Below are 14,897 nucleotides of genomic sequence, written 5' to 3' on the forward strand. Positions count from 1 at the left end.
CCCTGTCGTGAGCCTTCGATGAGCCCATCTTCTATGAAGCCTAACACCGCCCGCAATCAAGTCAATGTTATTGACCTGAAGAAACTCGATCCGCTCGATGATGCGCTGGCGCTGATGTATTTCGGATGGCGCGGGATGACGCGCGCGGCTGACGAATATCTGGCAACGGTCGGCCTGTCGCGGGTCCACCATCGCATTCTCTATGCCGTGCTGCGCGGCGATGGCATCACGATGTCGGATCTGCTGGCGATCCTGCAGATTTCGAAACAGGCGCTGCATCGCCCGATGAAGCAGCTGCTCGATGAGGGCTATGTGGCTGTCAAGCGCGATCCGGCGCGGCATCGTTTCAAGCTTCTGGAATTGACGCCGGCCGGCCGTGCCGTCGAGCGCATCGCATCGGGCCATGAACGTAAGATCATGGCGCGCGCCTTCAAGAAGGCGGGGGCAGGCAGTCAGGCCGCATGGTCGGCGGTGATGGCGGAGGCGGCGCGCGACTAGCCAAGTTCAAGTCTTGAGGTCAACAATATTGACTTGAAAGGCAAGCTCTGCCATCCGGTCCCATAACAAGGATGTTCACGGGACGACGGAGGCAAACATGACAACTGAGATTGGTGACGCGAGCAGCGGCCTGAAGCTTGTGCAGCAGGCCTTCGCTGCAGGCGGATTTGCGCGCGGCATCGGCCGCACACTCGGCATCAAGGGCGAGTCCGCAGAGCAGGGCAAGGTTGTGCTGGTCGGCTCGCCGAACGAGGATCACTACAATCCGCTCGGAACGGTGCATGGCGGTTACGCGGCCACGATGCTGGATGGCGCCATCGCGTTGGCGGTACAGACAGCGCTGCCAGCAGGGACCGGTTACGCGACGCTCGATCTCAAGGTCACCTACATTCGCGCGATGACCGCTGCATCAGGGCCGATCCGCGCCGAGGGCCGTATCATTCACATGGGACGCAGGATGGCCGCGACGGAGGGGACGCTGACCGACAAGGATGGCAGGCTTTGCGCGCATGCCACCGCGACCTGCATGATCACGGGAAAAGACTAGAGCATGATCCCGAAAACTGGATACCGGTTTTCGCCGACAAACGAATTCGTTTGTCGAGCGATCATGCTCCAATAGAGACTCTAACCCTTCGGCCCGAAATACACGCAGCTCTCATTGCAGCTGTCGCGAAACACGCCGACGCGGACAACCGGAGCCTTGTCGGCGACGCGGTCCCAGATGAAGCGCGAGAGATTTTCCAGCGTCGGAATGCCGATCGCTTCGATCTTGTTGAGAAACTTGTGGTCGAGCGTCTTGCGCAGCTCATCGAGGCTGCGGTCGAGCAAGCCGAGATCCATCACCATGCCGGTCACGGGATCCGGTACGCCGCGGATGGTGACTTCGGCACGGAAGGAGTGGCCATGGATTTCCTGGCTCACTTCACCGAGCGTGGTGTGAGACAGCGCATGCGCCGCCTCGAAGCGAAACGATTTGGTCAGTTCCCACATAGGAAGTCGTCGTCCTTAGAAGTCCGGGTCCTTAGCGGATCCCAAGTGTCTTGTGTGTCTGCACGCTCAGCCGCCATTGCGGGTGGCGCAGGCAGTAGTCCACCGCGTCAGCGGTATTGCTGATGGCGTCCGGTCCGTCCATCGGCTGCAATGAGAAACGCTCGAAGGAGAGGCCTTCAAACTTTTCCGGCATCGCTTGCGCCTGCGGATAGACCAGCTTCAATTCGTGTCCGCTGCGCACCACCAGTTCAGCGCCGGCCTTGGGGCTGACGCAGATCCAGTCGATGCCTTCGGGCGGCGCGACGGTGCCGTTGGTCTCGACGCCGATCTCGAAGCCGCGCGCATGCAGCGCGTCGATCAGTTCGGCGTCCACCTGCAGCAACGGCTCGCCGCCGGTCAACACCACATAGCGATTGCCGGACGGTCCAACCCATTGCGCGGCGATGGTGTCGGCGAGCTGGTCGGCGGTGGGGTAACGACCGCCCAAAGTGCCGTCCATGCCGACGAAGTCGGTGTCGCAGAACTGGCAGGTGGCGTCGGCGCGGTCCTGCTCCCGGCCGGTCCAGAGGTTGCAGCCCGAGAACCGGCAGAAGACGGACGCGCGGCCGGCATGGGCACCTTCGCCCTGCAGCGTCAGGAAGATTTCTTTGACCGCATAACTCACTGTTTCAGCTCTCTAAAACCGGCATGTCCGATCCGGCTCGGGCCACGTCTCGGTTCCATATGGGGTAAGCGGCGGCTCTTAGCACGGCTGGGCCGTGGATGTCCCGGCCGATCACCGACATGTCAATTGCGATGTCCGGCGCGGGCCGCCAAAGGTCGATGACATCACGTCAAATTGTCGCACCTGGATACCATGCAGCCGTCGCTCGTCACATCCGGCAGTTCTGCCGCCGCCACGCGTACGTGCGGGACCTGCACCATGTGCTGCAAGGTCTATCGCATCGACGACCTCGCCAAGCCGGCCGGCAAGTGGTGCAAGCACTGCGCGATCGCGCACGGGTGCAAGATCTATGACACCCGGCCGCAGCAATGCCGCGCCTTCGATTGCGTCTGGATTCAGGACGACGAGATGCCGGAGTCCTGGAAGCCGGAAAACTCCAAAATCGTGTTCTCGGTCTATCCGACGACGGGCTTCATCTATGGCCAGGTCGATCCCGGCTCGCCTTTCGCCTGGCAGAAGGAGCCGATCCATTCCGGCCTGATCGCCTGGTCGGAGAAGCTGCTGGCAGAACGTCGCCACCTGCTGATCTTCGTCGGCGGCAATGCCACGCTGATCATGCCCACGGGGCCAGTGCCGATCGGCCCGATGTCGCCGGCGGATGGCTTCATCATCCGCGAAACCTTCACGGCCAGGGGCAAGGACTACATCGCTACGCGTGTCCCGAGCGGGCGGTAGTCAGCCGCGCACCTGCCGCAGGGCCTCTCCCAATGCCATGGCCACCGTCATCGCCAGATTGATCGACCGCAGGCTCTCACGCATGGGAATGACAACGCGGCTGTCTGCAGCAGCCGCGACATCCTCCGGCACACCGGCACTCTCGCGGCCGAACAGCAGAATCTCATCGTCAGAATAGCGATGATCGAGATAGGGCTCCGCGCCCTTGGTGGTGAACAGCGCGAGACGATGACCGGCCTCGCGCCGCCAGTCCTCGAAATGCCGCCATGAATCGTGCCGGACGATGGATACCTGATCGAGATAGTCCATGCCGGCACGGCGAAAATGCCGGTCGGAGGTCGGAAAGCCCGCCGGTTCGATAATATGAGCTTCGACATCGAGACAGGCACAGAGCCGCAGGATGGTGCCGGTGTTCTGCGGAATGTCAGGCTGGTAGAGGGCGAGGCGCACGGCGGACTTTCTCCGGCCGCATCTTGATCGACGCGACCCATGTCAGGCGATAGCGCCTGACATGCAGTCGGACAAGGCCGGCGGCTCTACTCAGCCGGCGCGAGTCGCGTATTCGAACGTGTTTCCGTTGTCTCGCGTACCTTCACGCGTGCGCGGCGCTTGCGCCACCAGATCACCACGCCGGTCACTGAGAGCGCCGCCACGACCAGGCCCATCGCCGAAATCAGGATGCGGCCGGGCAAACCCAGGATTCGTCCCGAATGCATCGGGAACTGCATCTGCACGAAGATGTCGGCGGCGGTGCCGACCCAGGGCAGCTTTGCGCCGAGCGGACGGCCGTCCTCGCTGTCGTAAAAAAGCGACGGCGGGCCGACGCCTGCGGCGCCGTGATCGTCGCCAGGCTCGAAGAAGAACACCTGATACACGCCGTGTGCCGGGCCGTAGAACAGCGAGCCGATCGGTGTGGTCCAGCCGCGCGCCTTGCCGTCGGCGGTGGCGCGCTCGAGGATCTGGGCCCAGGTCATCTTGGGTTCGATCGGATTATCGAGGTGACGATACTCACGCTGCTCGTAAGGCGTCGGCGTGTAGTCCGAGAACTTCTTCATCAGCGGCGAAAAGACTTCGAAATACAGGTTCAGCGAGAACGCCGTGAACGCGATGATGAAGAGCAGGGCCCAGGTCCACAGGCTGAAGGCGCGGTGGATGTCGAAATTGATCCGGTAGGCGCTGCCCGAGGTCTTGATCATCCAGGCCGGCTTCCAGCGCGCCCAGAACCCCTTGCCGAGTTCGCGCGCGACGGCGGGAGCGGCTCCCGCCTTGACGCGTTTGCGCGATGGCAGTGTCAGATAGAATCCGATGAAGCAATCGATGGTCCAGATGATGGCGATGACGCCGAGGATGCGCATGCCCCAGCGGTCGCTGCCCCAGAATTCCGGGATGTGCATTGTGTAATGCAGCTTGTAGAGGAACGAGACGAAGTTCTCGCGGGTCACGGGCCAGACGGCGCCCCAATAGCGGCGGCCGAGTTCCTCGCCGGTGTTGGGATCGAGGAAGATCTGATTGTAATCGAGTGTGTAACGCTTGCTTGTCGTGGGATCGATCCGCGGCAGAACAAAGAACGAGAGCGACTCATTCTTTTCCGGCGTCATGTACATGTGGATCACGCGCGCGCGCGGATCGCGCTGCTCGATCAAGCCCGCGAGTTCGATCGACGGTTTGGCGGGGCCTGCGGTGGTGACATCCTTCAGCTTGCTGTTGAGAAGATCGTCAAGCTCGTGATCCCACGAGATAACCGCGCCGGTGACGCCCGAGAAGAACAGGAAGGCGGCGGTGAGGAGTCCAGCCCAGCGATGCAGGCGCCCGAAGATCGATCTCATGGCGTTCCGCCCGTGTTGTTGTCGTCGCGTTTACTACCAAGTGTCGCCACTGCCGGTCGAGAGACCGGCGGTGGCGTATTGTCGCGTTTTAGGGTGATTCTAATGTTCACCAGCGATAGGTCAGCTTGGCGACGACTTTGCGCGAGTCACCGTAGAAGCAACCATAAACGGGGCTGTAGCAGGATGAAACATAGCGGGTGTCCGCAATGTTGGTGACGTTGAGCGCGAGCCGGTAGTTCTTCTGATTATAGGCCAGTAGCGCGTCGACCACGGTGGCTCCCGGCACCTTGCTTGTGTTGGCATCGTCGGCCCAGCTATCGCCGATATAGCGAATGCCGCCGCCGACCTGGACGCCCTCGAACAGGCCGCCTTGCATCGTGTAGTCGCTCCAGATGCCTAAGCGATTCATCGGCACGGTGGTCAGAGCCTTGCCAACATTCACCGGATCCTTGGTGACTTCGATGTCGATGTAGGAATAGGCGGCGCGGACATTGAAGCCGGCGGCGAGGGTGGCGGTGGCTTCCAGTTCGATGCCGCGAGAATTGACCTCGCCGGTTTGAATCGCCGTGAATGGCGCAACAGGCAGGAAGCGAACGACATTTTGCCGGGTCAGGTCGAAGGCGGCAAGCGTGATCATCGCATTGATGCCGACCGGCTGATACTTGATGCCGACCTCATGCTGATGCGCTGTTTCCGGCGCCAGCAGACTGCCATTGGCGATGTTCAGCACCGGCAGGAACGACTCCGAGTAGCTGTAATAGGGCGCCACGCCGCTGTCGAAATTGTAGATCACGCCCGCACGACCGGTGAAGGCCGAGGCGTCGGTGGAGGTCGATGAACCGTCCATGTAGTTGTCGTAGGTCGTCTTGGCGAAATCCTGCCGGCCGCCGAGCTGGACCGAGAGCCGGCCGAGCTTGATCTGGTCCTGGGCATAGATGCCGACCTGCGATTGCTTCACGCGATAGTCTTCGTAGAGGGCGCCCTTGGTCCAGGTGTTGGTGTAGACGGGGTTGAAGACGTTGAGGGGATCGGCGCTGTAGCTCGTGTTGACGTCGGTCGATGTCGTGTTTCGATAGTCTATGCCGAACAGCGTGGTGTGGCTCAGGATGCCGGTGGTGAAGTGGCCCTCCAGCTGGTTGTCGACGGCGATGGAGTTGATCGTCGAGGCCGATGATCCGCCGTAGCGGTAGAGCAGCCCGGCGGCTTCGTCGAGGTAACCGCCGGCATTGATGCTGTCGGATTCGTTGTGCATCCACGAGTAGCGCAGGTTCTGCCGGAAGGTCAGGTTGTCGTTGATGTTATGCGCGAACAGGTAGCCAACCGAAGCGATCTCGTTGTCGTATCTGTTGAAGCCGGGTTCGCCAGTGTTGCGGTTGATAGGGATGATACGGCCCGCATTCGGATAGATCGTGCCGGATGCCGGCAGGAACTGCAGACCCCAGCCGTTCTTCTCCTTCTGATAATTCGCCAGCACTGTGAGTGTGGTGTCTTCGTTCGGCTTGAAGGTGACGGCCGGCGCGATGAAGACGCGGCTGTCCCTGGCGTCATCGACCTGCGTGCCGCCGTCACGGACCAGGCCGGTCAGGCGATAGAGTACCGTGCCTTCCTTGTTGGCGGGGCCGCCAAAATCGAACTCGCCCTGATAGCGGTCGAAACTGCCGCCTGACACCGAGATTTCGCCGAACTGACGGGCGGTCGGCAGCTTGCTGACATAGTTGAGAATGCCGCCCGGTCCGCTGCCACCATACATCACCGAGGACGGCCCTTTCAGCACTTCGAGACGAGACGCGCCGAAGGGATCGAGGCTGTCGAAATGGATATAGGGCGTGCTGGGCAGCCGCAGGCCATCGAGATACAGCCCCTGCTGCGTCATGTCGAAGCCGCGGATCTGGATGCCGCCATTGCGGGTGTCGGAACCGCCATTGACGTCGCCATTGGCGCCCGCGGTGTAGCGCAGGGCCTGGGTGAGCGTCTGCGCATCCTGGGTCTTGATCTGGTCGGAGGTGATCACCGAAATCGATTGCGGAGTTTCCATGATCGGGGTGTCGGTCTTGGTGGCGGAGCCGCTGCGATTGGCGACGAAGCCGATCACGGGGCCGCCGGCGCGCTCACCGGCGTTGGGATTGGCTGGTGCCACCGGTGCCGCCTGCGGCGCACGGGCCGTGCGATTGGTGCGGGCGGCGCGGCTGGTCGATGTGCGCTGGGTCGGCCTGGCCGTCGCCGGACGCGTACGCTGCTGCGGCGCATCCACCGTCACTGGCGGCAGGGCAGACTGAGCGTCGGCAGTACCTGTCGGAATCGACAAAGCGAGACCGCTGACGGCGCAAAGACATAGAGCCCGAAGCACATGCAGCCGAGTTGCCGATTCGATGAAGTGGGATGTTGTCATGACGCTGCGATGCCCCAGTTAGGCCGGCTCTACCGGTAAAATTTGGATGCTTTCGCTTTAGCGCAGGCGAAGAATGAGAACAGAATTAGCGATTTAGAACGTCTTCAAACGCGCTACTTGAGCGCGATTTGTTGCTGAAACGACGCAGAATTATTCACGATCATGAATTGTTGCCGTTTTTGCCTGGCGGTCGCGCGAATCGTAGTGCGCGAGAGGTGTCCGGAAAATCGGCGGAGCGCGATCGACTGCGAATCGCGATCCCTTGTCCCGCCAAAAGCCTGATGGCTGTTTCCTATAGTCACGACGTGCCGAATTATCCGCCGCGCGGAAAGGCGTTGATTCTGTGGTGCATCGCATCTTGCTTCGCCGATCGTAGGCTTGCACTGCCGCACCAAGGGTGCCAATAGAACGATTCTGGACTGCGTGTTCTGCCTGTTAGGCAAGGACTAGTAGGCCTCTGCCGCCGTGGGGAGAATCGCGGGCGTCGGTTTTTTGCTTCAGGTCAACGCAAAGGCGTGACCGGGGGTGTCTAAGCCGGCTGCAGATAAGAAAGGGTTGGGATCGTGACGACAACGTCTTCGGCGGAACACACGCGCCGTGATTTCTTGTTCGTGGCCACTGGGGCAGTGGCTGCAGTGGGCGCCGCAGCCGCCGTCTGGCCGCTGATTTCTCAAATGAATCCAGATGCTTCGACCATCGCGGCGGGTGCGCCGATCGAGGTCGATCTGGCCCCCATCGCCGAGGGGCAGGACATCAAGGTGTTCTGGCGCGGCAAGCCGATCTACATCATGAACCGGACCAAGAAGCAGGTCGAAGAGGCGCGCGCCGTTCCGGTGTCGAGCCTGCCCGATCCGCAGACCGATCAGGCCCGCGTCAAGGAAGGCCACGACCAGTGGTTGGTCGTCATCGGCATCTGCACCCATCTGGGCTGCATCCCGATTGCTCACGAAGGCGCTTACGACGGCTTTTTCTGCCCCTGCCACGGTTCGGTCTACGACACTTCGGGCCGCATCCGTCAGGGTCCGGCGCCGCTCAACCTGCCGATCCCGCCTTACGCCTTCGTCTCTGACACCAAGATCAAGATCGGCTGAGCTGTCGGATCCCATCCGATCTCGCGCCGATAGTGTTTTTCTCTTCTCAGGATCGCATCATGAGCGGACCATCGACCTACCAGCCGACCAATCCCGCTTTGCAGTGGATTGAAAAGCGTCTGCCAATTATCGGCCTCGTCCATTCCTCCTTCGTTGCCTATCCGACACCGCGTAACCTGAATTACTGGTGGACGTTCGGCGGCATCCTCTCCTTCATGCTCGGCGTGCAGATCGTCACCGGCGTGATCCTGGCGATGCACTACACGCCGCATGTGGATATGGCGTTCAATTCGGTCGAGAGCATTGTCCGCGATGTGAATTACGGCTGGCTGTTGCGTTATCTGCACTCCAACGGCGCATCGATGTTCTTCATCGCCGTCTACATCCATATGCTGCGTGGCCTGTATTACGGGTCGTACAAGGCGCCGCGCGAAATCCTCTGGATCCTTGGCGTGATCATCTACCTTCTGATGATGGCGACTGGTTTCATGGGCTACGTGCTGCCGTGGGGCCAGATGAGCTTCTGGGGCGCCACCGTCATCACCAACCTGTTCTCCGCGATTCCCTATGTGGGCGAGAGCATCGTGACGTTGCTGTGGGGCGGCTATTCGGTCGGCAATCCGACGCTGAACCGCTTCTTCTCGCTGCATTACCTGCTGCCCTTCGTCATCGCCGGCGTCGTCGTGCTGCACGTCTGGGCGCTGCATGTCGCCGGTCAGAACAATCCGGCCGGCGTCGAGCCGAAGACCGAGAAGGATACCGTGCCGTTCACGCCCTACGCGACCATCAAGGATGGTTTCGGCATGGTCTGCTTCATGATCTTCTACGCCTGGTTCGTGTTCTACATCCCGAACTATCTCGGCGATCCCGATAACTACATCCCGGCCAATCCGGGTGTGACGCCCGCGCATATCGTGCCGGAATGGTACTACCTGCCGTTCTACGCCATCCTGCGTTCGATCCCGAGCAAGCTCGGCGGCGTCATCGCGATGTTCTCGGCGATCATCGTGCTGGCCTTCCTGCCGTGGCTCGATACCGCCAAGACCAAGTCGTCGAAGTATCGTCCGCTGGCCAAGCAGTTCTTCTGGATGTTCGTCGTGGTGGCTGTCCTGCTCGGCTGGCTCGGCGGCAAGCCCGCGGAAGGCATCTACATCATCGCCGGCCGTGTCCTGACCTTCTGCTACTTCGCCTACTTCCTGATCGTGCTGCCGATCCTCAGCCGTATCGAAACGCCGCGCGCAGTGCCGAACTCGATCGCTGACGATGTGCTGGCCAAATACGGCAAGAAGGCAGTCTCCGCGATCGTCGCGCTGGTTCTCGCCGGTGGTCTGATGGCCGGCGGCACGCAGAGCGCCAAGGCTGCCGACGAGCATGGCGGCCCGACGCCGCCGTCTCTGAGCTGGTCATTTGCCGGCCCTTTCGGCAAGTTTGACCGCGGTGCCCTGCAGCGCGGTTACAAGGTCTACAAGGAAGTCTGCTCGACCTGTCACTCGATGAGCCTGATCCACTTCCGCAACCTCGCGGACGTGGGCGGCCCGGGCTTCTCTGCGGCTCAGGCGCTGGCAGTGGCATCCGAGATCAAGGTGCAGGACGGTCCGAACGACGCCGGCGATATGTTCGAACGTCCTGGTCGTCTCGCGGATCCATTCCCCAAGCCGTTCCCGAACGAGAACGCGGCGCGCGCAGCCAATGGCGGTGCCTATCCGCCGGATCTGTCGCTGATGGCCAAGGCCCGCAACTACGACCGCGGCTTCCCGCAATTCGTGTTCGACTTCTTCACCCAGTTTCAGGAGAAGGGCCCGAACTATATCGACGCCCTGCTGCAGGGCTATGTCGATCCGGCGCCGAAGGATTTCGCGCTGCCGCCGGGCGCGTATTACAACAAGTACTTCCCCGGCCACGCCATCAAGATGCCGAAGCCGATCTCCGACGATCAGGTGACCTACGATGACGGCACCCCGCAGAAGGTCGAGAACTACGCCAAGGACGTCGCGACTTTCCTGATGTGGACCGCAGAACCGCATCTCGAGGCCCGGAAGCGTATCGGCTTGCAGGTGATGGTGTTCCTGATCATCTTCGCGTTCCTGATGTATTTCACGAAGAAGAAGGTCTGGGCGAACGCTCACTGAGCATCGCAACCATTCTTTCAAAAGGGCCCCTGATGGGGCCCTTTTTCGTTTTCAGCCTGTGCGCGCCCGGACCATGGATTCTCGGGGAACCGTTGATTAAGCTTTGCGCAAAGGCGGGAGACGCGGGCTCGGTGAGCGTCACGGATATCCACGCTCATCGGGGGATGGATGGCGGGCGCGGCGATCGACGATATTCTGTTGAACATCAGTCCGGGTGGCCAGATGGCGCTCGGCATCGTGCTGGCGCTGATCATGTATGGCGTCGCGCTCGATCTTCGCGTCGCCGATTTCGTCGATGTGTTCCGACGTCCGGCGGCGCCGCTCGCGGGGCTCGCCGCGCAACTGATCCTCCTGCCGGCGGTCACATGGGCGATCACCATGGTGTTGAAGCCGCAGCCCTCCATCGCGCTTGGCATGATGGTGGTGGCGGCCTGTCCTGGCGGGAACATCTCCAATCTCATCACCCATATGGCGCGCGGCAACACCGCGCTGTCGGTGTCGATGACTGGCATCTCCAGCTTGCTCGCGTCCGTCACGACGCCGCTGAACATCCTGTTCTGGGCCGGGCTCAATCCGCAAACCGCCGCCCTGCTGCGCCAGGTGAGCGTCGATCCCGTCTCGTTTATCGGATCGACCGTGCTGCTGCTCGGCGTGCCGATGGTTGCCGGTCTGCTCACGGTGCGTCATCTGCCGGGGGTGGCCGACCGTCTGCGCCGGCCGCTGCAGATATTGTCTTTCGTGTTCCTGATCGGCTTCATCGTCGCCGCAACCGTCACCAACTGGCGCTACATCTCGGTGTTCTCGACCTCGGTGCTGCCCTTCGTCGTGCTGCATAACGCGATCGCCGTCGCACTCGGCTGGGGCGTAGCGAAGATCCTTGGGCTCAGCGACTACGACACCCGCGCGCTCACCATTGAAGTCAGCATGCATAATTCCGGATTGGGATTGGCGCTGATCCTCACGCAATTCGACGGCCTTGGCGGCGCAGCGCTGGTCGCCGCTGGCTGGGGAGTCTGGCACCTCGTCTCCGGCTGGGCGCTGGCGGCCTGGTGGAAACGGCGCGACCCGCATCCGGCACGCATTGAAGGTGCGGCATGAGCGACGCGATGGCGAATAGCGGCGTGCTGATCACCGGCGCGGCAGGCTTCATTGGTAGTGCTTTGCTGCGCGCATTCGCGGCCGGCGGCGACGGGCCGGTGACAGCGCTCGATCTGCGCGAGGTACCGTTGCAAAAGCGCCTCGACGGCGTTGCCTATGAGCACGGCGACATTCGCGATCCCGGCTTGAAAGAGATCATCGCCCGCGTGAAGCCACGTGCTGTGGTGCATCTCGCCTCGGTCGTCGCCGTCGGCGGCGATCCGCAGCGTGACTACGAGATCGACGTGCTGGGCACGCGCAATGTGCTGGAAGCCTGTCTTGCGGCTGGTGTCGACCACCTCATCGTGACCTCGAGTGGCGCGGCCTATGGCTATCACGCCGACAATCCCGTGCCGCTGCGCGAGACCGATCCGCTGCGCGGCAACGAGGACTTTCCCTATGCGCGCAACAAGCGTGAGGTCGAGGAGATGCTGGCGCGCTGGCGTAGCGATCATCCACAATTGCGGCAGACCGTGTTTCGCCCCTGCACGGTGCTGGGGCCGACCACGAACAACCAGATCACTGCATTGTTCGAGCGCCCCGTCGTGACCGGTCTGAGCGGCACTGCAACGCCGTTCTCGCTGATCGCTGATTCCGATGTGGTTGCGGTGCTGGCGCAGGCCGTGCGCACCGGCAAGGGCGGCATCTATAATCTCGCCGGCGATGGTACGCTCAGTCTGCGCGAGATCGCGCAGCTGAATGGCAAGCCGTTCATTCCAATTCCGCCCGCGGTGATGAAGGGCGCGCTGTGGTTGCTCCATGCGCTCGGGCTGACCAAACTGACGCCGCAGAATGTCAAATTCATCCAGTATCGTCCGGTGCTCGACAACACCCGGCTCAAATCCGAATTCGGTTATTCGCCCAAGCTTGATGCGCGCGCCGTGTTCGAACGCTATCGCGACGAACGCCCGGAGCTGATGTCATGACTTTCCTCGTCATCGGCGCCGGTCCCGCAGGTCTTGCCGCAATCCAGAGCCTGAAGGCCGCTGGCCATGCTGTGGAAGCCGTCGAGCAGAATGCCGATATTGGCGGGCAGTGGCTGTATGGCGCGGCGCCGAGTGCGGTCTATGCCTCGACGCATCTGATCTCGTCGAAGCGCACCACGGCCTTTGCGGATTTCCCGATGCCGGAGGACTGGCCGGCCTATCCCGGCCATCGTCAGGTGCTGGATTATCTGCAGAGCTATGCCCGGCATTTCGATCTCTATCCGCTGATCCGCTTCAACACCGGCCTGCGCAGCCTGACGCGGCAGGAAAGTGGATGGCACGCTGCTTTCAGCGACGGCACGTCGGCAGACTATGCCGGCGTCATCATCGCCAATGGCCATCTCAGCGATCCCCTGATCCCCAAAACGTCAGGCACCTTTGATGGCCCACTGATGCATGCCAAGGACTACAAGACCGCCGATATCTTCGCCGGCCAGCGCGTGCTGGTGGTGGGCATGGGCAATACCGGCTGCGACATTGTCGTGGATGCAATCCATCGCGCGGATAAGGTGTTGTGGAGCGTGCGCGGCGGCAATCATTTCGTGCCGAAGTTTCTCGCTGGCAAGCCGGCGGATGAAGGCAATCACAAGCCGAAGCGCTTCATCATCCCGAAGAACCTGCGCTCAAGGCTGCACGAGCCGATCCTCCGCTTCATCGTCGGCGCGCCGGACCGTTTCGGTCTGCCGAAGCCGCAGCATCGGCTTTATGACCGCACACCGATCGTCAATTCGCTGGTGCTGCAGCATCTCGGCCAGGGCGATGTCGCTCTGCGCAAGCCTGTCCGCGAATTCAACGGCAAGTCGGTCGTGTTCGCCGATGGCCGCTGCGACGAGGTCGATCTGGTGTTGCTTGCGACCGGCTACCGGATCACGTTTCCGTTCCTCGGCGATCTCCGTGCACTCGATTGGCAGGACGCGATCGGTGCGCCCAGGCTGTTCATGAACATGTTTCCGTCGGAGGATAACGGCCTGTATGTGGCCGGGCTGCTGGAAGGCGCGGGCGTGGGCTGGGAAGGGCGTGCATTGCAGGCCCGCGTGATCGCAGCCTATCTCGCGGCCAAGGCCGCGCGGCCGGATGCGGCAGCAGCGCTGCGGCAGGAGATCACGCAATGGTTCGCGCAACCGCCACGGCGGGACGGCGGCGAACACGGACTGTTTGTCGATTTTCTGACCTACAAGCGAGACCTGCAGCGCGCGCTGGCCCGGTTGAGTTGACACGTGAGGGGTCTATAAGTTGCCCCGAACCATTCCAGCGGAGGACATCATGGGAACATCGATCAGCTTCAAGCGCCCCGACGGCAAGGAAGCCAAGGGCTATCTCGCCAATGCCCAGGCCGGCAACGCGCCGGGCGTCGTCGTCATCCAGGAATGGTGGGGTCTTCAAGAGCAGATCAAGGGCCTGGCCGATCGTCTTGCGCTGGCCGGCTTCGATGCGCTGGCGCCTGATCTCTATAACGGCGTGGTCGTGCCCTATCACGACACGGACGCTGCCGGCAAAGAGATGAACTCGCTCGATTTCATGGATGCTACCACCCAGACCGTGCGCGGCGCTGCACAGTACCTGTCGCGCAACGGCGCCAAGGTCGGCCTTACCGGCTTCTGCCTCGGCGGCGCGGTGACCATCATCGGTTCGTGCAAGATCCCCGAATTGAAGGCCGCCGTGGCGTTCTATGGCATTCCGCCGGAGCAGGCCGCCAAGCCCGCCGATGTGCAGGTACCGCTGCAGGGCCATTTCGCCAATCGCGACGACTGGTGCACGCCTGCGGTGGTCGATGCGTTCGAGAGCGGCCTGAAGGCTGCCGGCAAGTCCGCCGAATTCTTCCGCTATGATGCCGACCACGCTTTCGTCAACGAACAACGCGTCAGCGTACATGACCGTGAAGCCGCCGAACTCGCCTGGGGCCGCGCGACCGCGTTCTTCAAGAAGCACCTGGGCTGAGGTCCTACGATCGGATGCTGATCCGCAGAGCGCCCCCCGATGAAGCGGCCGAGATATGCGATGTCTTGCGCCGCTCCATCGCCGAGCTCTGCGGCGCCGATCATCATGACGATCCGGCGATCCTGAGACGTTGGCTCGCCAACAAGAATCCTAAAATAGTGGAGGGCTGGATCGCCCATCCGGACAATTTCGTTCTCGTTGCGGTCGAGGAAGAAACAGTGCTCGCCGTCGGCATCGTCAGACACGATGGCGAGATTACGTGCAACTACGTCTCGCCGGATGCCCGGTTCCGCGGCGTCAGCAAGGCGATGCTGGCACAGCTTGAGGTGACCGCACGGGACCATGGGAACGATGTCTGCCATCTGATCAGTACCGAGACAGCCCATCGCCTGTATCTGTCTGCCGGCTATGAAGACTGCGGAGTGCCACAGGGAAAATTCGGCACGACGTCATCCTTTCCCATGCTGAAGCGGCTCACCGGTGAATCTCACACATCGTGACGCATAGCCGC

Annotated in this window: 15 protein-coding genes; 10 read left to right on the forward strand and 5 right to left on the reverse strand. The window is 61.9% G+C overall.

Annotated elements, in window-relative coordinates:
• Window positions 1–18 precede the first annotated feature (18 nt).
• Window positions 19–498: a MarR family winged helix-turn-helix transcriptional regulator gene (locus AB7783_RS27645; protein ID WP_441279377.1), complete on the forward strand. Its 480-nt coding sequence runs from the start codon at window positions 19–21 to the stop codon at window positions 496–498.
• A 97-nt stretch (window positions 499–595) separates the two neighbouring features.
• The gene (locus tag AB7783_RS27650) at window positions 596–1,045 is read left to right on the forward strand and encodes a PaaI family thioesterase (protein WP_441279378.1); all 450 of its coding nucleotides are present in this window, start codon (window positions 596–598) and stop codon (window positions 1,043–1,045) included.
• Window positions 1,046–1,125: 80 nt separating this feature from the next.
• On the opposite strand, the gene AB7783_RS27655 is transcribed toward AB7783_RS27650, so the two are convergent.
• The gene (locus AB7783_RS27655) at window positions 1,126–1,491 is read right to left on the reverse strand and encodes a 6-pyruvoyl trahydropterin synthase family protein (RefSeq protein WP_089262534.1); all 366 of its coding nucleotides are present in this window, start codon (window positions 1,489–1,491) and stop codon (window positions 1,126–1,128) included.
• Between the two features lie 31 nt (window positions 1,492–1,522).
• Window positions 1,523–2,155: a 7-carboxy-7-deazaguanine synthase gene (gene queE / locus AB7783_RS27660; protein WP_441279379.1), complete on the reverse strand. Its 633-nt coding sequence runs from the start codon at window positions 2,153–2,155 to the stop codon at window positions 1,523–1,525.
• Window positions 2,156–2,347: 192 nt separating this feature from the next.
• On the opposite strand from queE, the gene AB7783_RS27665 reads away from it, so the two are divergent.
• Window positions 2,348–2,890, forward strand: a complete 543-nt coding sequence (locus AB7783_RS27665; RefSeq protein ID WP_092139666.1) for a hypothetical protein — start codon at window positions 2,348–2,350, stop codon at window positions 2,888–2,890.
• On the opposite strand, the gene AB7783_RS27670 is transcribed toward AB7783_RS27665, so the two are convergent.
• From AB7783_RS27670 to AB7783_RS27680, 3 genes are all read right to left on the reverse strand, one after another.
• Window positions 2,891–3,340 (reverse strand): tRNA (cytidine(34)-2'-O)-methyltransferase, encoded by a 450-nt coding sequence (locus tag AB7783_RS27670; protein WP_441279380.1) that lies wholly within the window; start codon window positions 3,338–3,340, stop codon window positions 2,891–2,893.
• An 86-nt stretch (window positions 3,341–3,426) separates the two neighbouring features.
• The gene (gene fsrB, locus AB7783_RS27675) at window positions 3,427–4,716 is read right to left on the reverse strand and encodes a siderophore utilization protein FsrB (RefSeq protein WP_309947729.1); all 1,290 of its coding nucleotides are present in this window, start codon (window positions 4,714–4,716) and stop codon (window positions 3,427–3,429) included.
• Between the two features lie 106 nt (window positions 4,717–4,822).
• Window positions 4,823–7,021 carry a TonB-dependent siderophore receptor gene (locus tag AB7783_RS27680; RefSeq protein WP_441279381.1) on the reverse strand — a complete coding sequence of 733 codons (2,199 nt, stop codon included), beginning with the start codon at window positions 7,019–7,021 and terminating at the stop codon, window positions 4,823–4,825.
• 647 nt (window positions 7,022–7,668) lie between these two features.
• On the opposite strand from AB7783_RS27680, the gene petA reads away from it, so the two are divergent.
• From petA to AB7783_RS27715, 7 genes are all read left to right on the forward strand, one after another.
• Complete coding sequence (petA, locus tag AB7783_RS27685) at window positions 7,669–8,196, forward strand: ubiquinol-cytochrome c reductase iron-sulfur subunit (RefSeq protein WP_068733107.1); 528 nt, start codon at window positions 7,669–7,671, stop codon at window positions 8,194–8,196.
• Window positions 8,197–8,255: 59 nt separating this feature from the next.
• Window positions 8,256–10,325: a cytochrome c1 gene (locus tag AB7783_RS27690; protein ID WP_441279382.1), complete on the forward strand. Its 2,070-nt coding sequence runs from the start codon at window positions 8,256–8,258 to the stop codon at window positions 10,323–10,325.
• A gap of 198 nt (window positions 10,326–10,523) precedes the next feature.
• The gene (locus AB7783_RS27695; RefSeq protein WP_441279383.1) at window positions 10,524–11,423 is read left to right on the forward strand and encodes a bile acid:sodium symporter family protein; all 900 of its coding nucleotides are present in this window, start codon (window positions 10,524–10,526) and stop codon (window positions 11,421–11,423) included.
• Complete coding sequence (locus AB7783_RS27700; protein WP_441279384.1) at window positions 11,420–12,388, forward strand: SDR family oxidoreductase; 969 nt, start codon at window positions 11,420–11,422, stop codon at window positions 12,386–12,388. Before AB7783_RS27695 ends, AB7783_RS27700 begins: the two co-directional genes overlap by 4 nt.
• On the forward strand, window positions 12,385–13,662 hold the full coding sequence (locus AB7783_RS27705) for a flavin-containing monooxygenase (RefSeq protein WP_441279385.1): 1,278 nt from the start codon (window positions 12,385–12,387) through the stop codon (window positions 13,660–13,662). Before AB7783_RS27700 ends, AB7783_RS27705 begins: the two co-directional genes overlap by 4 nt.
• Before the next feature lie 49 nt (window positions 13,663–13,711).
• Window positions 13,712–14,386 carry a dienelactone hydrolase family protein gene (locus AB7783_RS27710; protein ID WP_439062122.1) on the forward strand — a complete coding sequence of 225 codons (675 nt, stop codon included), beginning with the start codon at window positions 13,712–13,714 and terminating at the stop codon, window positions 14,384–14,386.
• Between the two features lie 65 nt (window positions 14,387–14,451).
• Entirely contained in the window at window positions 14,452–14,886 is a 435-nt protein-coding gene (locus AB7783_RS27715) for a GNAT family N-acetyltransferase (protein WP_441279386.1), read from the forward strand.
• Window positions 14,887–14,897: the final 11 nt, after the last annotated feature.

It is taken from the genome of Tardiphaga sp. 172_B4_N1_3 (assembly GCF_052076035.1).
GTDB lineage: Bacteria > Pseudomonadota > Alphaproteobacteria > Rhizobiales > Xanthobacteraceae > Tardiphaga > Tardiphaga robiniae.

Excerpts from the sequence above, each read along its gene's own strand:
- AB7783_RS27650 (WP_441279378.1), top strand. The coding sequence starts at position 596 with ATGACAACTGAGATTGGTGACGCGAGCAGCGGCCTGAAGCTTGTGCAG.
- AB7783_RS27645 (WP_441279377.1), top strand. The coding sequence starts at position 19 with ATGAGCCCATCTTCTATGAAGCCTAACACCGCCCGCAATCAAGTCAAT.
- AB7783_RS27710 (WP_439062122.1), top strand. The coding sequence starts at position 13,712 with ATGGGAACATCGATCAGCTTCAAGCGCCCCGACGGCAAGGAAGCCAAG.
- AB7783_RS27665 (WP_092139666.1), top strand. The coding sequence starts at position 2,348 with ATGCAGCCGTCGCTCGTCACATCCGGCAGTTCTGCCGCCGCCACGCGT.
- AB7783_RS27655 (WP_089262534.1), bottom strand. The coding sequence starts at position 1,491 with ATGTGGGAACTGACCAAATCGTTTCGCTTCGAGGCGGCGCATGCGCTG.
- AB7783_RS27700 (WP_441279384.1), top strand. The coding sequence starts at position 11,420 with ATGAGCGACGCGATGGCGAATAGCGGCGTGCTGATCACCGGCGCGGCA.
- fsrB (WP_309947729.1), bottom strand. The coding sequence starts at position 4,716 with ATGAGATCGATCTTCGGGCGCCTGCATCGCTGGGCTGGACTCCTCACC.
- AB7783_RS27705 (WP_441279385.1), top strand. The coding sequence starts at position 12,385 with ATGACTTTCCTCGTCATCGGCGCCGGTCCCGCAGGTCTTGCCGCAATC.
- AB7783_RS27690 (WP_441279382.1), top strand. The coding sequence starts at position 8,256 with ATGAGCGGACCATCGACCTACCAGCCGACCAATCCCGCTTTGCAGTGG.